The organism is Sedimenticola selenatireducens, assembly GCF_963675335.2.
Lineage (GTDB): Bacteria > Pseudomonadota > Gammaproteobacteria > Chromatiales > Chromatiaceae > Sedimenticola > Sedimenticola selenatireducens.
Map to the genome: position 1 here is coordinate 1309774 of NZ_CAXXYC010000003.1, position 19606 is coordinate 1329379.

The 19606-nt window shown below is 53.6% G+C and carries 21 protein-coding genes and 5 tRNA genes; 5 read left to right on the forward strand and 21 right to left on the reverse strand.

Annotated elements, in window-relative coordinates; translation table 11 throughout:
* Nucleotides 1–6: 6 nt before the first annotated feature.
* The 8 genes from ACHZBF_RS09715 to gltX all read right to left on the reverse strand — a co-directional run bounded on the left by ACHZBF_RS09715 (nucleotide 7) and on the right by gltX (nucleotide 7699).
* Nucleotides 7–1179: a tetratricopeptide repeat protein gene (locus tag ACHZBF_RS09715; RefSeq protein ID WP_321528299.1), complete on the reverse strand. Its 1173-nt coding sequence runs from the start codon at nucleotides 1177–1179 to the stop codon at nucleotides 7–9.
* 145 nt (nucleotides 1180–1324) lie between these two features.
* Entirely contained in the window at nucleotides 1325–3112 is a 1788-nt protein-coding gene (locus tag ACHZBF_RS09720; RefSeq protein WP_273438283.1) for a tetratricopeptide repeat protein, read from the reverse strand.
* A gap of 665 nt (nucleotides 3113–3777) precedes the next feature.
* Nucleotides 3778–3853 (reverse strand) — tRNA-Glu (locus ACHZBF_RS09725).
* 71 nt (nucleotides 3854–3924) lie between these two features.
* Nucleotides 3925–4000 (reverse strand) — tRNA-Ala (locus ACHZBF_RS09730).
* 258 nt (nucleotides 4001–4258) lie between these two features.
* Nucleotides 4259–4334: transfer RNA gene (locus ACHZBF_RS09735), tRNA-Glu, on the reverse strand.
* A gap of 70 nt (nucleotides 4335–4404) precedes the next feature.
* Nucleotides 4405–4480 (reverse strand) — tRNA-Ala (locus tag ACHZBF_RS09740).
* Between the two features lie 66 nt (nucleotides 4481–4546).
* A complete protein-coding gene (locus ACHZBF_RS09745; protein WP_029134321.1) occupies nucleotides 4547–6235 on the reverse strand; it encodes a glutamine--tRNA ligase/YqeY domain fusion protein in 1689 nt (562 codons plus the stop codon).
* Between the two features lie 51 nt (nucleotides 6236–6286).
* Nucleotides 6287–7699 (reverse strand): glutamate--tRNA ligase, encoded by a 1413-nt coding sequence (gltX, locus tag ACHZBF_RS09750; RefSeq protein ID WP_321528300.1) that lies wholly within the window; start codon nucleotides 7697–7699, stop codon nucleotides 6287–6289.
* A 121-nt stretch (nucleotides 7700–7820) separates the two neighbouring features.
* On the opposite strand from gltX, the gene ACHZBF_RS09755 reads away from it, so the two are divergent.
* The 5 genes from ACHZBF_RS09755 to ACHZBF_RS09775 all read left to right on the forward strand — a co-directional run bounded on the left by ACHZBF_RS09755 (nucleotide 7821) and on the right by ACHZBF_RS09775 (nucleotide 10666).
* Nucleotides 7821–7895 (forward strand) — tRNA-Val (locus ACHZBF_RS09755).
* Nucleotides 7896–8415: 520 nt separating this feature from the next.
* Nucleotides 8416–8766, forward strand: a complete 351-nt coding sequence (locus ACHZBF_RS09760; RefSeq protein ID WP_321528301.1) for a type II toxin-antitoxin system MqsR family toxin — start codon at nucleotides 8416–8418, stop codon at nucleotides 8764–8766.
* On the forward strand, nucleotides 8766–9338 hold the full coding sequence (locus ACHZBF_RS09765) for a type II toxin-antitoxin system MqsA family antitoxin (RefSeq protein ID WP_321528302.1): 573 nt from the start codon (nucleotides 8766–8768) through the stop codon (nucleotides 9336–9338). Before ACHZBF_RS09760 ends, ACHZBF_RS09765 begins: the two co-directional genes overlap by 1 nt.
* A complete protein-coding gene (locus ACHZBF_RS09770; protein WP_321528303.1) occupies nucleotides 9335–9793 on the forward strand; it encodes a hypothetical protein in 459 nt (152 codons plus the stop codon). The genes ACHZBF_RS09765 and ACHZBF_RS09770 overlap by 4 nt, the downstream gene beginning before the upstream one ends.
* A gap of 450 nt (nucleotides 9794–10243) precedes the next feature.
* On the forward strand, nucleotides 10244–10666 hold the full coding sequence (locus ACHZBF_RS09775; RefSeq protein ID WP_321528480.1) for a superinfection immunity protein: 423 nt from the start codon (nucleotides 10244–10246) through the stop codon (nucleotides 10664–10666).
* A 253-nt stretch (nucleotides 10667–10919) separates the two neighbouring features.
* On the opposite strand, the gene ACHZBF_RS09780 is transcribed toward ACHZBF_RS09775, so the two are convergent.
* The 13 genes from ACHZBF_RS09780 to ACHZBF_RS09840 all read right to left on the reverse strand — a co-directional run bounded on the left by ACHZBF_RS09780 (nucleotide 10920) and on the right by ACHZBF_RS09840 (nucleotide 19507).
* Complete coding sequence (locus tag ACHZBF_RS09780; protein WP_321528304.1) at nucleotides 10920–11234, reverse strand: hypothetical protein; 315 nt, start codon at nucleotides 11232–11234, stop codon at nucleotides 10920–10922.
* 109 nt (nucleotides 11235–11343) lie between these two features.
* On the reverse strand, nucleotides 11344–11706 hold the full coding sequence (locus ACHZBF_RS09785; protein ID WP_321528305.1) for a hypothetical protein: 363 nt from the start codon (nucleotides 11704–11706) through the stop codon (nucleotides 11344–11346).
* Nucleotides 11707–11911: 205 nt separating this feature from the next.
* The gene (locus ACHZBF_RS09790) at nucleotides 11912–12400 is read right to left on the reverse strand and encodes a DUF4124 domain-containing protein (protein ID WP_321528306.1); all 489 of its coding nucleotides are present in this window, start codon (nucleotides 12398–12400) and stop codon (nucleotides 11912–11914) included.
* Nucleotides 12401–12537: 137 nt separating this feature from the next.
* Nucleotides 12538–13332, reverse strand: a complete 795-nt coding sequence (locus ACHZBF_RS09795; RefSeq protein WP_321528307.1) for a type I restriction enzyme HsdR N-terminal domain-containing protein — start codon at nucleotides 13330–13332, stop codon at nucleotides 12538–12540.
* A 222-nt stretch (nucleotides 13333–13554) separates the two neighbouring features.
* The gene (locus ACHZBF_RS09800) at nucleotides 13555–14067 is read right to left on the reverse strand and encodes a hypothetical protein (protein ID WP_321528308.1); all 513 of its coding nucleotides are present in this window, start codon (nucleotides 14065–14067) and stop codon (nucleotides 13555–13557) included.
* A gap of 52 nt (nucleotides 14068–14119) precedes the next feature.
* Nucleotides 14120–14380, reverse strand: coding sequence for a hypothetical protein (locus ACHZBF_RS09805; protein WP_321528309.1), 261 nt, complete (start codon nucleotides 14378–14380; stop codon nucleotides 14120–14122).
* Entirely contained in the window at nucleotides 14377–14616 is a 240-nt protein-coding gene (locus ACHZBF_RS09810; RefSeq protein WP_321528310.1) for a hypothetical protein, read from the reverse strand. The genes ACHZBF_RS09805 and ACHZBF_RS09810 overlap by 4 nt, the downstream gene beginning before the upstream one ends.
* A gap of 256 nt (nucleotides 14617–14872) precedes the next feature.
* Nucleotides 14873–15115, reverse strand: a complete 243-nt coding sequence (locus tag ACHZBF_RS09815; RefSeq protein ID WP_321528311.1) for a hypothetical protein — start codon at nucleotides 15113–15115, stop codon at nucleotides 14873–14875.
* The gene (locus ACHZBF_RS09820) at nucleotides 15115–16851 is read right to left on the reverse strand and encodes a hypothetical protein (RefSeq protein ID WP_321528312.1); all 1737 of its coding nucleotides are present in this window, start codon (nucleotides 16849–16851) and stop codon (nucleotides 15115–15117) included. Before ACHZBF_RS09820 ends, ACHZBF_RS09815 begins: the two co-directional genes overlap by 1 nt.
* A complete protein-coding gene (locus ACHZBF_RS09825; protein WP_321528313.1) occupies nucleotides 16841–17299 on the reverse strand; it encodes a hypothetical protein in 459 nt (152 codons plus the stop codon). The genes ACHZBF_RS09820 and ACHZBF_RS09825 overlap by 11 nt, the downstream gene beginning before the upstream one ends.
* Before the next feature lie 95 nt (nucleotides 17300–17394).
* A complete protein-coding gene (locus ACHZBF_RS09830) occupies nucleotides 17395–17994 on the reverse strand; it encodes a hypothetical protein (RefSeq protein ID WP_321528314.1) in 600 nt (199 codons plus the stop codon).
* Between the two features lie 486 nt (nucleotides 17995–18480).
* Nucleotides 18481–19080: an ATP-dependent metallopeptidase FtsH/Yme1/Tma family protein gene (locus ACHZBF_RS09835; RefSeq protein ID WP_321528315.1), complete on the reverse strand. Its 600-nt coding sequence runs from the start codon at nucleotides 19078–19080 to the stop codon at nucleotides 18481–18483.
* 13 nt (nucleotides 19081–19093) lie between these two features.
* On the reverse strand, nucleotides 19094–19507 hold the full coding sequence (locus ACHZBF_RS09840; protein ID WP_321528316.1) for a terminase small subunit: 414 nt from the start codon (nucleotides 19505–19507) through the stop codon (nucleotides 19094–19096).
* Between the last annotated feature and the right edge of the window lie 99 nt (nucleotides 19508–19606).

Here is a 19606-nt window from a genome sequence, read left to right on the forward strand (position 1 = left end):
CCCGAATTACTCGTACAAGTCCGTTCCGACCAGCGTCGTCAAACGGGCGCTGGCCTGTTGTGCCTGCAATGTTTGGTTGCCTTGATCGGTGCGCATCACCTGGCGATATTGCTTGATCGCCCCGGATTGGTCACCACTCTTCTCCAGCGCCTGCGCATACTCCAGCAGTTCCTGAATCTGTGGCATCTCCGCAAAGCCCATGTTGGCGAACTGCTTCCGGTATGCTTCAACCAGTTCGTGCCACTTTTCCGCATTAAGCAGTTCAATAATCTCGATACGTTTCCGCGCTACCCGTAACCACAGATCACTCATATCGTAGTTACCGGCCTTTTCACCACTGGCCACGGTCTGCACTTGCCGGTAAATCGCGAGCGATTTATCGCGCTCGCCACTACCCTCCAGTGCCCTGGCATAATCAAGCAGTGTCACCAGATAGTGTGGATTCGCCTCGGTGAGTGCGGACACCTCTGCATGGTAAAGCTCCACCACCCGCGGCCACTGGCCCGTATCTTCATAGGCACGCCGCAAGCGCTTACCCATCTCTGGTGCCATTTCTGAGGCCGGGTAGCGTTCCAGGTACGCTTCCAGTAGTTCCCTGAGCTTGCGATATTCCGGTGGATCCATACCCATGCGATAAAGATTTGAGAGTCTGAAATAAGACTCTTCAGCCTGCTCGGTATCGGGACATTCACTTATCAGCTGCAGGTAGAGCTGTTCGATTTGTGCATAGTCATATTTATCAGCCTGCCGTATCTGTTGAAACAGCTCCGTTGCACGCGCCTGCTGCTGCTCCAGCGTCAGTAAAGGTACTTGCTCGACTTCAGTGCCTTCACCGGGGTTCTGTTGTGCTTTTGTCGCGTCACCCCGTTGCCCGAGAATGCGCACAATCCCCATATCACCCTTCGCGGGATTACGGGACCAGGTCCCCGGTTCAGAGTCCAGCACTGTATAGGTGCCGGCCTCCAGCATGATGTTCGGTTTCACTTCCCAGTAGGCGTTAGCCAGCCCCTGACCATCATCGATAGCGCTCGCCTGCCAGGGTCCGATCAGGCGTTTATTTTTTCCCTGCAGGGCTATAGAACCGGGCAATGCACCCTTGCCTCCATTCCAGTGAAAGGTCGTAATACTGGTAATGGTTCGACTGTCATAGAGGGTAAACCGGGTCGGCTTCAGTGGCACACTTTCCACCGGAGCGGGGATACTATTGTCAAAAATTACGCCGCTTTGATCCGCCTGCAAGTTGGCGGTCGCGGATAAAAGCAGCAGTGCTGCCAATATTGATCGATACAAATTGGCCCTTGTCATTTTTCACCCCTTATCGCCACTACTTCCTGCCGTTGCTCAACATCTGTTCGATCAGTCGTACATGGGCTTCCAACTGGTCATCCGGATACAGTGACAGGGAGCGGCGGTACTTCTCGACCGCCTCGGTCAGCTTACCCTGCTGTTGCAGCGCCGCCCCCTCGGTACGCAAGTCTCTGGCCTGGTCATAGCGCTGGCGTGCTGTATCAACTGCCATTGTGTTGTCCGGCGCCGCGCTAACGGGGGCATCAACCGTATCGACAGCCTGATGCTTGTTGACGGTGGGCTCCGTCTCTCGCTCCGCCTGTAACGGTTCGATTACCTCTTGCTCTTCCTGTACTGGTTCGATTGCCTCTTCCCCGGCATCCGCGGGAGCCACATCATCGGCTGCCGGCGGAGCCTCGACTCTCTCCGACTGAGCCGCTGCCTCGTCCACTGCGACTGCGGTAGGCTGTACAGGCTGCCCTTCTGTTGAATGGATCACAGCTACCGGGCGCTCGACCCTTGCAACCGGTGTTTCACTCGCCCACTCAGGGCCGAACACGATGGAGTCGAGCACCCGGTTATGGGTGGCCGTATCCGGCTCAGCCGCCGCGGCGGGGCTGGTTGTAAAATGCACGATAAAAAATGAGGGTTTGTTTTGCTGACTGGCCGCCTTGAAACGCATCCGGCTATCGATGATGTAATAGTCGTGGATCGACTCCACCTTTTTGGAATCGGTATGCTTTTTTCGATAATGGGTTGCCGGGTAACCGTCTATGGTCAGTTGCTCCAGGGTCTCGGCCGGGTGATCGTAAGCGGTTATCGGATGCACATCCGTGGTGTTATGGTTGATGTAGGCCTTGATATCCGCACCGGTGGTGAGCACCCTGTCATACCAGGAGAGCTGGAACTTGGAATCCTGATTTTTCCGCCAGCTGCGTGGCACACCGACCTTCAGTCCCTCATTCCAGTCATAGGTCACCAGGTCATCACAGGGACCGGCCTGTTCCGGTAGGTTCAGCTTGACGCTGGCCAACAGTTTGTCCAGCTCTACCTTATGTTCGGCCAACTGTTCCTCGGAAGCGGTGATGGCATAGCCGAAGCGATCACCCTTGGCAAGGCAGATATCCGATAGATAGAGGACGGTGGTGGCCGGAATGGTTTTGTTACGCATTGGGGAGGTGTAGGTGACACCCACCCCGGTACCGACAATCTTCCAGGCCGGGATTCCGTACATCTCCGACTTCTCAATGATCGGATCCTTCATCTTGCTCAACAGCCCGTTGCCACCGGTAAGATGGTAACCATGGGCAAAGCGGATCATTCTCCCTCCGTAGATCGAGACTAGGGGTGGTTCCCAGGAGACATTGTCTGAGTAGTCGGTTTTCTCCCAGTTATTGCGCACCTCCAGGCTGATCAGCCCGTCGAACAGCTCATGCCGGCTGTACCCTTGCAGAAGCGCCACCAGCTCAGGCGTGGGCGCCACACTCGCCATCACTTGCTCGATCACCGGCTGCCACTTGTCCAGGGACATATCAATCAGTGAGGTGCTAAAAGTGATTTTGTCTCCATCGGGAAGCAGACCGTCGAGAATCGCGACGCTGACAAACAGATCCGCGCCTTTCATTTGGCCTGAAATCTGATGTTTTTCACCGGACAAGGAGCCGAAGGATGCCGGTCCCAATGCCTTCACCTCCATACCATCCTTTTCCGCCCCCTTGAGCATGCCCTCGGGTCGCCGCTCGCGAGAGATGGCGAAGGCGATGGCCTGATGTTTCTCATCATCCCTGATACCCCACTGCCCCTCGAACTCCCGTTCCTTTATCACAGCCCAATCAGCCGGTACAGAAAATGACAATCCACCATGAGTTATTTGTTTCCATTCGGTTGGCAATTCCGCACATACCCATGCAGGGAGTAACCAGAAACAGATAACGAGCAACTGTTTAGTATATTTGTTCATATCGACCTACCGGCAATATATTGTTATGGGGAGATGACAGTGTCAGTTGCAGGAACAGAACAGATGAATATAACGCGGGAAGCAAACGAGGATCGCTACCTTGCATGAGTGCGGATTTTGATTGTTGGTTTCCAGTTAACACTGCCATGGAACCTTTTTTTATATTATTACCAATCCTGCGTTCAGGATCGCACTCTGGAAAAAATCATCCATGATAAAAATCAAGCTAAACCGGGAAGTCCGAAAAGAATTATTATTCTTAATTACACCATTATCACCAGCCATTCATGCCGGTCACTAAATCACTTTATTTCTTATGGAGTTATAGTAAATAACCGCAAAGCTCCTAATATGCTAATGTCTAATTAACGCGGAGTCCACAAGGTTATAATGGAAGCTCAAGCTGGAGATGGACTGAGAGGCAATGACAAAAAAAAAGCGGTCATCAGACCGCTTTTTTAACAGGACAATTCTCACACTACCCGGTAACCATCGGTTATCTGACTCCGAACACTATGATGAACTTGAAATGGCGTCCCCTAGGGGGTTCGAACCCCTGTTACCGCCGTGAAAGGGCGGTGTCCTAGGCCTCTAGACGAAGGGGACTTGAATCGCCTCCATTGAATGACCGGTCAGCAGGTTTTCCGGTCAAGCGGGCTTCCTGCCCTGAGTTTGTTTGGTGGAGCCAGGCGGGATCGAACCGCCGACCTCGACACTGCCAGTGTAGCGCTCTCCCAGCTGAGCTATGGCCCCGTAACAAGGCGCGCATGGTAAGGTATCCTGCACGGTTTGTCTAGTTGGCTTTGGCAATTTCCGGGGTTCTGTCGATTACCTGGCAAGGGTACAGAAGTGTCTCCGTTAAATGCCATCCCAAGCCGTGATAATTCTCACCTGGATAACGATAACGGCGCTTACGAAACCATCGCTACAGCTACACGAAACCGCGCCCCGGACAGAGCAAAAGCGGAAAATAAAAAACCCGATTGCTGTTATTGCAATCGGGTTTTCAGATGGCGTCCCCTAGGGGGTTCGAACCCCTGTTACCGCCGTGAAAGGGCGGTGTCCTAGGCCTCTAGACGAAGGGGACTTGAATCGCCTCCATTGAATGACCGGTCAGCAGGTTTTCCGGTCAGGCGGGCTTCCTGCCCTGTGTTGTTTGGTGGAGCCAGGCGGGATCGAACCGCCGACCTCGACACTGCCAGTGTAGCGCTCTCCCAGCTGAGCTATGGCCCCAAACGAGGCGCGAATATTAAGGTAAGCGATGGCGTTTGTCCAGACCAACCAGACAATTTTTGCCGTTCAGTTATTCTGCTCCGCGATCTTGGCCCAGGTATCGCGCAGGGTGACGGTACGATTGAAGATCATCCGCTCGCCACTGCTCTCCTTGTCGACACAGAAATAGCCTTCCCGCTCAAACTGGAAGCGGTCGCCTTCAACCGCCTGCCCCAGGCTCGGTTCGACCACCGCCTCCACCACCCTCAGCGATTCAGGGTTAAGGTGTTCCAGGAACGATGCGACCGACTTGTCGCTGTCGGGGGCCGGATGGTTGAACAGCCGGTCATAGAGACGCACTTGTGCGCGCACCCCGTGGCTGGCGGAAGCCCAGTGGATCACCCCGCGCACCTTGCGCCCGACCGGGTTGGCACCCAGAGTATCGGGATCGTAACTGCAACGCAGCTCGGTGATCTCGCCCGCTCCATCCTTGATCACCTGCTCGCACTTGATTACGTAGGCGTTGCGCAACCGCACCTCGCCACCGCTCACCAGGCGCTTGTACTTCTTGTTGGCCTCCTCGCGGAAATCGTCGCGATCAATATAGAGCTCGCGGGTGAAGGCAAGCTGGCGGCTGCCCATGCTCTCATCTTTGGGATGATAGGGGGCGTCCAGCATCTCCACCTGTTCCTCCGGATAGTTTTCGATCACCACCTTCAGGGGATTCAGCACCGCCAGGGCACGGCGGGCATGTTGATCCAGGTCTTCCCGGATACAGGCCTCCAGCATGCCCATCTCCACCGAGTTGGCGGATTTGGTCACCCCGATACGCTCACAGAAGGTACGGATTGACGCCGGCGTATAGCCTCTGCGGCGCAGCCCGGCGATGGTCGGCATGCGCGGGTCATCCCAGCCCGTCATCAGCCCCTCATCCACCAGCTGGGTCAGCTTGCGTTTGCTCATCACGGTGTATTCGAGATTGAGCCGGGAAAACTCGATCTGCTGCGGATGGCAGTCGATACTGATATTGTCCAGCACCCAATCATACAGCGGGCGATGATCCTCGAACTCCAGGGTGCAGAGGGAGTGGGTAATCCCCTCCAGGGCGTCCGATATCGGGTGGGTGAAGTCATACATCGGGTAGATACACCACTCCTCCCCGGTCTGGTGATGGATCACCCCGTGACGGATACGGTAAAGAGTGGGGTCACGCATATTCATATTGGGCGAGGCCATGTCGATTTTGGCCCGCAGCACCCGGCTGCCGTCGGCGAACTCGCCGGCACGGATACGCCGGAACAGGTCCAGATTCTCCTCCACCGAACGGTTGCGATAAGGGCTCTCCCGTCCCGGCTCGGTCAGGGTGCCACGATAGTCGCGGATCTGTTCGGCGTTCAGATCACACACATAGGCCTTGCCGGCCTCAATCAACTCCACGGCATAGCCGTAAAGTTTCTCGAAATAGTTAGAGGCGTAAAAGAGTCGATCCTGCCAATCAAAGCCGAGCCAGCGCACATCCTCCTGGATGGCGTTGACGTAGTCTTCATTTTCCTTGTGCGGATTGGTGTCATCGAATCGCAGATTACACAGCCCGGCATAGTCCCGGGCGATACCGAAGTTGAGACAGATCGACTTGGCATGTCCGATATGCAGATAGCCGTTGGGTTCGGGCGGAAATCGGGTATGTACCCTTCCATCATTCTTGCCAGCCGCCAGGTCACGCTCGATGATCTGGCGGATGAAATGTGTCGGTGCCGTGGTTTCGTTGTTGCTCATAGCCTGTTGCGCCAAAGAGTTGCTGTTGTTCTGTTGATCATAGCGCCCGGATCAGGCGTTCGCTTCCCGCTTGCTGATGTAATCCAAGGCCTGGTCGATGCGGCGCAGACAAGCCGCCTGCCCCACCAGGCTGAGAGTGATATCAATGCCGGGTGAGGCCGCACGTCCCACTACGGCCACGCGCAACGGCTGAGCCACCTTGCCCATTTTCAGATCCATCGCGGCCGAGACATCCATCACCAGCTGGTGCAGCGCCTCGGGGGACCAGTCTGCTTGCGACTCCAGAGCGGTGCGCATCCGTTCGAGCGGCTCACGCGCCACCGGACGCAGGTGCTTTTTCGCCGCATCCTCATCGAAAGCTTCAAAATCACGGTAAAAGAAAGCGCTGATCTCGGCCATCTCCACCAGGGTTCGCGCCCGCTCCTGCTGGGCCTTGACCACCTCAATCAGATCCGGACCCTGGGACGGGTCGATCTCCAGTTTCCCCATATGGTAGCTGAGCAGGTGGGCCAGATGGGCCGGATCGCCCGCCTTGATGTAGTGTTGGTTCAGCCACAGCAGCTTTTCAGTATTGAAAGTGGACGCCGCCTTGTTCACATCCTCGATATCAAACAGCTGGATCAGCTCATCCACGCTGAAGATCTCCTGATCACCATGGGACCAGCCCAGGCGCACCAGGTAGTTGAGCAGGGCCTCCGGCAGAAAGCCGTCCTCCTTGTACTGCATGACGCTGACCGCACCATGCCGCTTGGAGAGTTTGGCGCCGTCGTCGCCCATGATCAGCGCCACGTGGGCATAACGGGGAATATCCCAACCCAGCGCCTTGAAGATGTTGATCTGCCGGGAGGCGTTGCGCTTGTGGTCATCACCACGGATCACATGGGTTATACCCATGTCATGATCATCCACCACCACGGTCAGGTTATAGGTGGGGGCACCGTCGGTGCGACGGATGATCAGGTCATCCAGCTCCGAATTATTCACCACCACCTTGCCATGCACCTGGTCATCAAATACCACCACACCGATCTCCGGATTGCGGAAACGGACCACATGGGGTTCATCGGGATTAACGAACTTATCCCGGCAGTGACCGTCGTAGCCACGCATGCCGCCACTCTTCTCGGCCTCGGCCCGCAGGGTATCCAGCCGCTCCTTGGAACAGTTGCAGCGATAGGCGTGACCACCCGCCAGCAGCTCGTCTATCACCTCGTTATAGCGTTCGAATCGATGGGTCTGGTAAAAAGGCCCCTCTTCGTACTCCAGCCCCAGCCAGGTCATTCCTTCCAGAATGGCATTGACTGCCTCCTCCGTTGAGCGCTCCAGGTCGGTATCTTCGATGCGCAATACGAAGGCGCCACCGTGACGTCTGGCATAGAGCCAGGAGAAGAGTGCTGTGCGGGCGCCTCCCACATGGAGGTAGCCGGTCGGACTGGGGGCAAAACGGGTACGGATGGTCGTCATAACTCACTACCAGGCAGCCAATATCGGAAAGAGGCGCATTCTAGCAGATGTGTATGGATCTGCGTATGGAGCATTTGACCTGACGGTGACAAATCACTAGAATTGCGCACCTCCACTCAGGGGGCGCGTAGCTCAGCGGGAGAGCACTACCTTCACACGGTAGGGGTCCCTGGTTCGATCCCAGGCGCGCCCACCAATAAAATCAACGGCTTACGAGAATTTTCCCGAACCGCTCTAGCAACAAAAAAGCCTTTGTAAATCCGCTGTAAAACCACTTTTCCCGAATTAAAGACACAAAAAACCCCGCCAAGCGAACCGGACGGGGAAATCACTACACACTCAACCAAACTACTGTAATCGGTCTTTCAACTTTTCACCTACAAAACGGACTTCTCCTTCTACTTCTCTCATCGCCGGAGTGCTAATATCCAGACGGGAAACAGCAGTATGAGCAAGGGAAATGAACGAATCGACATACATATCGCCGGAAGAGCGGACTAGGATCAGCAATATCCAGATGGACAGGCTCAAAGAACAGCCAGAATCCACCGCTCATTTCTATACGATGTGCATCGGGTGAAGGAATCCACCCAGGAAGAGATCGAGCGACGGGCAATCTAATTCCCTACCTCCAAGAATTTCCCTGAAACGGCGCAGGGCAATTTAGTTAAGGCACCTAAATTCATTTGTTGACCAAAAGGGATGAAGTAACCATAATGGTTAGTGTGGAAGTCAAGGCGGAGAAGCGGGAAGCAGAGTATTCTCTTTCTTGTATCAAAAGGCTCGCTGCAGAAGGATCTGTTTCTTATGCCTCATCTAGAGTTCAGCGCCATATAGAGAACTTGGACTATTCTCCTAGTGATGTGCATGAATGCCTATCTAAACTTACTCCCGAACATTATCAGAAAAGTATATTGTACGAGAATAGGCCATCGTGGCTTGACGTGTACCATATACGCTATGCAGCCTCAGGTTCCTATGAAGAAGATCTATATATAAAGCTCAAATTGAATAGAGATTGCATTATCGTTGAATTACACTCATTTCATCCGGAGGGTTGGTTGTAATGACAGAAGAAAATTGCCCAGTATGTGAAGTCGGGAAGCTTGAAGAGCGTACGTATTCCGATGACTTTAAACACAACGGAGCTTCTATTCATGTCGACGGACTAGAGTGTTCGATTTGTGACCATTGTGGCGCTGATCCTATTTCTCCGGAACAAATTAAGAAAAATCACAAGCGTATTGCGGACGCAAAAAGACGTGCTGAAGGTTTGCTGTGTAGCGAAGAGATTTGTTTCGCTAGAAAAGCTTTTGGTTTAACTCAGACATTGGCTTCTCAGTTGTTTGGGGGCGGGCTACGGGCATTCTCAAAGTATGAACGTGGTGACAATGTCCAAAGCGTACCTATGGATAGATTATTGCGGTTATGCATTAAATATCCGTATCTAATATACGACTTGGCGATAATGGCTGGCGAACAATTACCAAGCGATTCATCTCCAGCCATTGAAAGCAGGATCGGTGACTACAGAGACTCAGGTAGGGTGGCAAATGACCACTATATACTTGGAAATACTAATGAATGTGCAGAAATGACTGTGGTTGAGTTCGCGGATTATAAAAGTAGAGCAGCATGAATGCCGAGCGTAACCAATTAATTCGAGAGGCAACCGATTCTCTTAAATTAAGGGACATCTGGATCCACTCAAATCGATTAGAGAGGGACAGTATTCCTCGCGATCTGCCAGACGATTTAGAGTTGATGCGTCAGGATAAGTTAGGGGTGAAATTCGACAAAGAGAGAAGGAAAGAAGCTCAAACAGAAATAGAGCTTCTAAGGGTATTTGTCGAACCAGGAATTCGTTTAGTTGTAGAGCATGAGGGGAAGGAGCATATCCTGCTAACGCTGGAAGCTGAATTCCTCGTTGTGTACGAAATTACCGGTAAGCTGCAGGAAGAAGCGCTTAAAGCCTTTGCCGATTATAATGCTGTGCACAACGCTTGGCCGTTTTGGAGGCAGTTTGTGTTTGATGCTGTGCAACGCAGCAAGCTTCCACATCTCGATGTTCCGTTATTTAGCGGCCGATGCTAGGATGACCCCTCATTTATAGCTGCGGACGCAACCTTCTTAGGTACCTGCCGCGCTCCACGACGAGGCCATCGAGATTCGATGATTGAGCCCGCGCGTAGAAGGCATAAACTGTCGTGATTGATTAAACGAAAGGCCCCCTCCCAACACTCTAGGTGGGTAGGTGATCGGACCTATCGCGGGCCGTCGCAGGTCCTTGGCCGAGACTGTAAGTATATAACCTCGATCGAGCTCTGTGGTACATTTGCGCCCCCCTTTGGTCGGCTGTCTCCCTACCATTGTAGATACGGGACAATCTGTATTTTATTAAGTAGAATCCCTTTGAGAAGCAAACGGTGAACCGATCCTTACAATATCCAGAGCAATATTGTCGGAAGGGAGTTCGATATGGAATAAGGAACAGGCGCATTTACAGGCCTCCTGACCCTGGCTGTACTTGTCGCCATTTATTTTCTGCCTTGGATTATCGCGGGTGCCAGAAAGCACCACCAGGAGACCGCTATCGGTATTGTTAACCTGCTGCTGGGGTGGACGGCGCTGGGGTGGTTGTTCGCGCTGATATGGTCACTGACGGCCGTCAATCGTGACCTTCGCCAAAACGGCAAAGTGCCCTGCCCTCACTGCGCAGAGTTAATTCAGCCCGCGGCTAAAGTATGTCGGTTCTGTGGTAGGGATATCTACCAGGCAACGGCACCAAAACAGCATGCGGAGCCGCGCAGGCCACGCTCACTAGCGACACCCAGCAAGCGGGCCCTGGCTAAGGACCTGGGTATAGAAAAGCACGGGGACTACTGGATGTGGAATGGAGAACGGTACCCTACCGTAGATGTTGCGCTCAAATATGCCCAAGCTGCGAATAAAGGCGCTGCCAAATGAGCCTCACAGATTGGTCATCATCACGCTGGTGACGTAACCATCGCATCGAACACACCCATTTTCATCCACCCATCTATGGGGGCCTTCTGACGTCAGAGTCATAGAAGCCACCAACAGTAAAGTAAAAGGAGAATGACCTCAGGATCAAAACCCTATTTTCCAATTTCTTGGTTTTTTCAGACTTCCCCTAGCCCGGAACCATCAATCTTTGATCGGATGCCAAAGAGTTAATTAATATATAAAGACAATTAAGTCAGTCTCTAGCCTTTCTGTACATTTTCGCGCAGTCCAAATAAACATCATTCTTGAACTCACGTACAGCACGGGTCTGCATCTTTTTCGTATGATACCTAGTCTGATCGAACGCAGCGAAAACTAACCCCTCCATCAGTTTGCTTCCTTCCGCGACATCAATCAGCGCATCTATAGCTGCACCATCTTGCCTAAATTGCATTATTTGCTCGGCCATACCACCCAGTTTTTTACAGTTTCCTCTCCAGTCGGTCTTCTCTTCAGCGTTTGCGGCGGTGAAGTACAAAATCGCGGCAATGATTATTGTCCTTTTCATACTCCCTCCGATAATATGATTTTACAGTTCTTAATTCTCACACGTGATTTGCTTATAGTTTCGTGCCTTGAGATTGTGAGGCAACGAGCAGAAACAGGTTGTCGTATTGCTACAGCTTGACGGCAGAGAGAACTGTCCCGGCCCCGTCCATAACGAAATAGACCTGCTCCACCACGTAGCCGCCGAAGGAGTTTTTGGCCCGGTATTTGTGCCGCACGGCATACCGCCGTTGCCCGTCAATCAGCTTTGTAACCACCTGGCTCCACTCTATGCCCTCGTATGAATCGGGGTCTTTCAGGGTATGCTCCAGATACCGCTCGATCTCGTAGACCGACCCATCCCATGGGCTGTTTGATACCTTGCTGTCTGGCGGTACTGGGTGCCATTTCGATTCGTCATACACGACAGGCGGCGCCTTGGTGGTTTCCTTTGCCGGCGGATCATTGTCCGAGGTAACAGCAATCACAAACATAAACACCACAACCCCCAGAATGGCCACCTTCGACCACTTCCCGATGGGCTGGCCTTTGAGGTCTGTATTGCAATACGGGCATGTTTTCGTCCCAGCGTCGACCAGCTTTCTGCACCCTCTACACGGTATCCTTGCCATTACTCCTCCCTCTACCGATTCTGCTTGTGATGCAATTTTTCGGGCGCGTAGCAGTTGATGTCGGCGCCTATCGGTCAATACTCCAATTGGTAACGCGATCATCCTCAAACCGGATGTATTTGGATTTCAGGCGGCTTCCCGAGTGATCCCACCACCACCAACGCTCCGTTCGCCCAGAACCACTATCGCTCACGTCAACCTCATCTGGCTCACCCCAAGCCCGCATGACCTCTGTCTTGGTCATGCCGTTCAGAATCTCACCCTTTACCGCGGCATTCCGGTAGCGCAGTCGCTCGCCGTAGTCCCTGCTCTGCGGCGCAACCGCCTCTGTCGACTGCTGGGGCCTGTCTCGGTGAATGACGATTACATCGGGACGCACCATGGACCCGTTGCCGGTGGCGGGGTCTCTGACCTGGATACGCCTAGCGGACTGGCTGGGCGGCGGGGTATCTCCGAAGTGGACATTGCCGTCATCGTCCACCCACTTTTTGATGCCGCCGGCCTCGACTGCGAGAATAAATAACAGTAGAACGAATAGCGTTGTAATTCGTTTCATAGCCCTTCCCGGAAAATAGTTCCAGAAAACCCTGATGGCCTTTCTCCTCTGGGTATGGCTCGAAAACACCAGGGCGCAAGCAGTCGCAGGTTATCTCGAGCGTGAGGACATGACCTTCTATCACTGCTGAGGATTTGTCACAGCGGCGGTGGTGATTCGTGAGTCGATTCCTGCTTAGATTTTGCCTTTTGTCGCTCCAGTTTTGCCAAGGCCCTATTGGTGCGCTTTCTTGCCTCATTGCCAGCATCTGATTCTGACACTTCGCGTTTAATCACATCGCTATTGATAATCTGCTTGATTTCATCCGCACTGACTCTCAGTCCCGGGGTAATCTTCCTCAGTGTACGCCGCACCAAATTAGCAACTTCATCACCGCCAAGCAGAGCGCCGATCATAAACTTATTGCAGGCCTGGCGGTGTTCGTAGAATTCCTCTATCAGGTCTCGGTTGATGGCTCGTTTACAAAGCATAAACAGAAGTTCCATATCATCGGACTTGCGCATTGAAATATCCAGAAAGTTGAAGCTGGCGACCTTCTCATTTGTCACCTGCCCGTCAACTAGAACTCGATGGATCTCCCAATTGATACCATTCGTTAGAACGACCCAGCGGACGCCTTCCTTTGCCGCGTAGTTGATTGCCTGGCGAAGGTGGGATTCTTTGAGATCCATACCAATGGCCTTAACTTCCAGCAGGTAGTCAATTCTGTTACCAGTTCTAACCGCGAGATCAACGAAGGTCCCTTGAATAGCAAACTCACGGGTTACATCCTCGTACTTATCAAGGCCGAAAACTCCCTCAAGCATATCGGTAATAATGACGACCGTGTCAGCTTCATTGATATCTCGGTCTCGAGCTGCCTGCAGGATCTTTTGAAACTTGGGGACTTCAGATTTGAGTCGATTGCTCACGACGTTTGGAATTGTTGCCATCCGTGTTACCTCCCTGATTATTATTTACAACTGATTGCTGCTATATCCTTGATTCCATTTGCTTATTATCAGCTTACAGCCAGTATAGCTTTAAATTCACAATTTGATCAAAGCCGTATATTCGCCGCCAAGCCTATAGTTACTTCAATGTTAGGCATAAGATATTGACTGACAAAGAAAAACCCCGCCAGGCGAACCGGGCGGGGCTGGTGGTAGTTATGATTAGTGGATATTGAGTAATGCCTCGACCTCGTCTTGAAGCAGCTTGCCTTTTACCAACAGTGCTTCAGCCACCTTTACCACATTAGCCCATATTTCAGGATTATTGAGCATCTCCCAGCACTCAGCTTCGAGTGACCTAAAACAATCAATGATTTCGCTATCAGACCGGTCTGGTTGTTCTTCTCGAATTGCCCTCAGGGAATCAAGTTGATCTCCTTCTTCTAATTCGTCGTCTATATAGAACTCTAGATCTTCTTTTAAGCTGTCGGTATCTATCTTAAACGAGTGACGCGGATCATGCTTACAGCCAGCCTGCCATCCCGCGCAATTTATGATAACCCTCCTCCATGCCGTGTGATCCCAAGACCTGCAACTTACTGCGGTGTAATCGCGCTTCCCGTCACCGACTCTCTCAATCGCTACATACCGAACCCACCATCCGACCTGATAGGCGATTACAGTGTGCCCCGCTTCATGGTAAGCCCCGTTTTCTATTCCCCTGGTAGTATCCATCTAGCCTCCTAGACCCCGCCCATTGACCGGGCGGGGCTGTGGTGGGGGTGGGTCAGTCTAGTGCGTTACAGTTCGGAGATACGCCGACAGCTTCGCACAGCTGCTCCAGCAGGTCGTGGATGTCGCTTGCCGATTCTCGGGCTGTTTTCTCGGCCAGGATAGCCAGGTTCCACTTCTCACCGCCCTCAGCCCTCCCTAGGGCCAGCTCGTCTTCCATGTACTGAACCGCCTGCAGATTCCACACGGCTTGATACAGGCCGCAAAGGATCGGGTTCAGCTGCTCGAATTTGGCGTTTTCGGTTTCGGTGCTCATGACTGCACCTCCTCTTCAACCTTCGCCGTGAGCAAGGCATTCACCAGGTCGATCACGTCCCGGATACCCAGGCACAGGGAATTGCCGTAGTTCAGCTGCAGATCGTCGTTCATTTCCATGAATGAATCGCTGCCGACCTGGTAGGCAACGGCTGCAAGGCCCTGCAGTCGAAGGGTGGCCAGGTTGGCTATCTCGCTGGCGCTTTTGGTGTTGAGGGCTTCTTTGATGGTGTCCATGATGGACCTCCTACAGTTTCTCGACATTGAAAGATCACCCGTAAGGGTGGCCAGGAGGGTCGAAACCGCTGTAGCAACGGCCTGGAGTATTCCCCCGAAGGGTATTGTATTTCTCCAGACTCCCGACCATAGAAACTGGTGCGGGGCGTTGCCTATATGACAGGCACAAAAAATCCGACGCTGACGGGGCCGGGTGTCCGGCTACAAGAGGTTTCGACGCCTCACCGGGTCAAGATAGCCCCGGCAAGGTGTTCTGTCAATCACCACGGGTTTCACGCTCGTAGGCTAGCGCCGCTTCGATCAGCGCCGAACACAAGCGGGATGCCCCTTCGCTGATAGCGGGTCCAACTGCCTCCAGGACGTGGCACACGGTCACGGGGTCAACGCCTGGCACCTCTGGCGGGGTGAGCCGTAGCCCTTCGTCGAGAACGGCCTGCAGGCGCTCCATGAGCGGGTCTGGCCGGGGTCTTTTGATGGGGAATACATAGATATTGTCCATTACAGATTCCCCCGCTTTCTGGCTTCTCTGGCAATCACGCTTTCTACGTAGTCCGTGCCGTCACTGTAAGACCGCACACCGTTCTGCACAGTCTCATTGATGGTCTGCACCCTCAAGACTATGGGATTCTGGTTGGCGGCCGCTTGAGCGGTTCTGATCGCCTCCTGAATGCTTGCGCTTAGACTGTTGTTGTCGATATTCGCCGGTATGTTGGTCAGCAATTCCCTAAGTTGCTGGATCTCGGATTTGTCTTTTTCTGTGTCGACCAGGTTGGTCTCAGCTTTTTTGTTCGCCGCCTCAGTTGCAATGCCGCCGATCATCTTGGCGAGGCCGCGTACCTCAGTAGACGAATACTCGCCGGACTCTCCGATGGTTCGCACCATTTCGGCGGCTGCTCGGGCTTTCTCGATGGCGCCGTCATAGTCTCCGGCATCCAGGGCTTGTTGTGCGCCCAGTTTGGCATAGCTGGCGTCAATGAAATCCGGTGGATCGTCCTTGCCTCTGCCGCTCACATCGTCAACGAACTGCTCGAATTCCAGTTTTACCTTGTTGGCGTTTTCCTTGGCTTGCTTGTAGGCATCGACTTTCTTTTTAGCATCATCCAGCGCCTTGTTGTGCCGGATCTGCTCGTCTTTCTCGTCCTTGATCTTTCCCTTCGTGTCCTCCGCCTCTTCTCCAAGGTCTTTTGTTGCCTCGGTCAGGTCGTCGGCCGCCTTCTTTCCATCTTCGTTTGATCTGGTTTGTCGCTGTACTTCACCCAGCAACTCTTTAATCCGATTCTCGGCGACAACAAGCTGGTCCTGTTTCTCGCTGAAAGACTCCCCAAGCAAGGCGTCCCATAGACCACGACTCTGTGGTCCCTTGTTGATATCGTCCAGTAATTCCCGACGTGTTTCATACAGGCTTTTAAGTTCGCGCTGAATATTTCCTATACCACGCTCTGCACCAAGCCCTAGACCCTCCAGCGATTGGTTGAGCACTCCGATAACGCCAGGCCCGAAGCGCAACACCAGCGCGTCCATATTCGCGCCCAGGCGGGTCATTTTGTCATTCAGATCCTCAACTGCTTTTGCGGTTTTGTCATCAATGACGCCGCCCATCTTTTCCAGCTCGTCGCCCATCCGCTTGACGCCCTCGGCGCCGTCGTTCATGAGGTTGATCAGGTTGACGCCTTCGGTATCGAACAGCTTAAAGCCAATCCTCACACGCTCGGCTTGGTCCGGGATCTTGGACATGGCATCCGCGACTATTGAGAACTGCTCGTCCGGGCTCTTGCCGGCAATGTCGTCGATGCTTATACCAAGATCATCAAGCGCAGAAACAGCAACACCAGTTCCGCCTGCTGCCTCCGCAATTCTTCGCGTCATGCGTTGCAGACCGGTGTTGAGTTGGTTTGTCTCGACACCGGATAGCTTTGCCGCGTGCTGTAGTTTCTGCAGCTCGCCAACAGGGATTCCCAGCTTGCGAGAGGTTTTCGCCAGGGCGTCTATATCCTTGGTCATGGAGGCAAGGCGCACGCCGACAGCGGTTAAGCCAACGCCCAGTCCGGTGGCAATCACCCTGCCGATATTCGCGGCAGAGCGACCTATACGCTTGGTGATATTGTCGATACGTTCACCGGTGGCGTTGTACTGGCTTTCAACCTTCTTCAGCGAGCCGGTCAGCTTGGAAACGCCGCCCGTAAACTGATCTTTCAGCTTATAGGCAATTTCGATAATGCGGTCTTTAACGGCCATTGTTTATTCTCCGTTTGATTTCAGCCGGCACACCATCCGGCCCCAGCTCCGCCAGGGCTTCACCGATGAATCGCGCCAGGTCATCCAGGGCAGGGCGTGGGATGTTGGGGTGCTTCTTGGCCACTTGTGCGACTACCACCGAGAATCGCTCCCGTGCCCGCTCTGCGTTCGTCTGGCAAAGGATCACGGCCAGGTCGGTGGGCATGTACTGGGATCTGGCCTCACGTTCCCTGATCGCCTCCCGGTTGGCCTGGTGATGTGCCAGCCGGGCGCGTTCCTTCTGCAGGTCGTGGCCGTGGTCGGAGGTGTATAAAAGCGGCAGTGCCTTCGCTGTCTCATAGAGGTGGGCAGCACCATCGACAACTGGTTTCAAGCCAGAGAGACGGGCCTTGATGGTGCGATACGCAAACCCGGTATACACGGAAAGTTGATTGATCGAACAGAGCATTGATGATGTCCTAAGGGGTGTGCTGGCTACCGAAACCGGGCACCTCGCATCACCAGCGGCGTTCTGGGGCGGTGGAGGACCCGCTATCCACATATTCAACCCGCAACCCTCCCGGTAATGGGCTCGATATGCTGCTTTGTGATCTTCTTCCAGAGCTTTTCGTACAGTTCGTCCGTGATCTCCTCTTTATCAAACAGCGTCCGCAAAAAGAGATCGTAGTCACCACTCAGGTAGGACCACGCCACAAAAGCCTCATGTATCTTCGTCTTCAGTGCCTTATCTGAGCGAATCTCCTGCATCGCAGTTTCGGCAATCGCGTGGGTGAACTCAGCCAGGCGCTGACGAACAAGGCCGTATGGCACACCGCCTAACTTCCCGGTCCTTTCCGCTAGCTTCCGCTGGCTATCGTGTAACGCCTTGGAGAACTCTTCCATATCGCGCAGTTCGCTGCGGATGCCCGTCACCTTGTCCTTTGCCGCCTGCATATCGGATTCAGAGATGCCGTCATATGCAAACACCTCCAGGGCCCTGTTCTTATCGGTCTCTGCCTCGGCAAGCTGGGCCTTCAGGGCAAGCTCCCTTTCTTCGTTCTGTTCGATCTTCGCTTGTACGACCTTCTTCCTGCTCTCGCACTCCTGCAGCTCATCGATAGCGGTCTGGTATGCGGTTCTTGCTTCGCTGATGGATTTGCTCATTTTGGCTCCGTAGTTTTGTTGCTTCTGTGGAATCTGATCATGCATAAAATATATGGGGCATTCACTGACCATGCTGATCGAGCTGGTCAGCGGAGAAGTTCGTATAGTTTTCGCTGTGTCCTGATCATCTCGCAGCCAGCAGAAAATGCGCTGAATAGTTCTTGCTGCAGTGGGGTCAGACTTCTATCTTGGGTGCCCTGTACTTCCGGCCACCTGATAGATTCGAATCTGTGGATTGCTGTTTCCAGAAGTCCGGCTTTCTGCCAAGCGCCTAGATCATTGGATGGATCTAGCAATCTGGCAGCCCGAATAAGGGATCGATTTCGCTGCACCTTTGCGCCAGTCCCTGAGAGCGATAGAGCCCGCTCCAGGGGTTCGCCCTTATCCCACCGATAGAGCCCCGCCTCTAGCCAATCGGACAGCTCTGGGACCGATCTGGCCAGCTTTCGGAGTTGATCAAGATGGAGGGTGCTCATTCTGGTTCTGTCAACAGTCAGCGTTGATTGCTCTCACGGCTTCATTCACCTGATCAGAATCCAACCGGCCGGCCTTGAGCAGTGCATTGGCTATCGCCTCTGCTGCTGGCCAGAGGTCCATCAGGATTGCACGCGCCAGCCGCTGACAGTAATAGACGCCGTGAGTATGCCTAAACGCCTCGCGCAGCATGTTCTTGGCGACTTTCTGGTCTGCCGATGGAAGAAAGACCGGCCCATTGACGGTGATTCCGTGTAGGATCAATTCGGCCTGTTCACCTGCCAAGTAGCTTGCAGCAGCCCAGAGGGCACCTTCTTGCTCTGAATGCAGCTTTTTGTCGTCACTGAGAGGCGGGTTGGTATGCGACAGTTCTTTCCGTAATTCAGCAATCATTTCCTTGTCTTGTGCCACGTAACCGCCACCAACAAAACCAGGTTCCGTTGGCGATAAGTCCATGCACACCTCCTTGATCGGGATGCCGAATGCCAGAAACAGCACGGCATGACCGGCTTCGTGATAAGCGGTTGTTCTGAGGTCCCGCGTATAGCTCGGCATTGGCACCGGTTGCCAGACTCGGCTAATCCAGCGTTTGGGTGGATAGTGGCAATTCATGGGGTTTCCTTGATTATCTGATATGGCCCGCGATATTCATCGCGGTAGCCAGGCAGTGGAGGTACATCGCGTCATCACTTGGCAAATCTATTCGCTCGGCCAGGTGGCGAGCTCTTGGCATCCAGTCGAGGGGATCTTCTTCGCGCTCACCGCAAAGCCAGGCGGACAGGATGTATGTCAGCGCCGGAAGCCTTAATAGGCCTTTTTTCTTCGCTTGATCTCGTCCCATCCTCCACAGAAGGCAGACGAAGGCATCGTACAAGTTCGCCTTTCCTCGTCCGCCGCGGATAAATGGCATTCCGTCGCGCTGGTACTGCGTGACGGTCGTTCGATCGACCCCGAACCACTCAGCCATTTCAGTTTGTGTTAGCTCCAGCAGGTGATAGCCGCCTGCCTTGTTTACTCGCTTCATGGGTTTCTGACTCATGGTTTTACCTGTAGTGGTGGAAGTGGTTTCCAGGGCGAAATTTAGCCGACAACCGGGGCGCACGTACCCCCGGAGTACCAGAATGGGCAGGAGGACCCG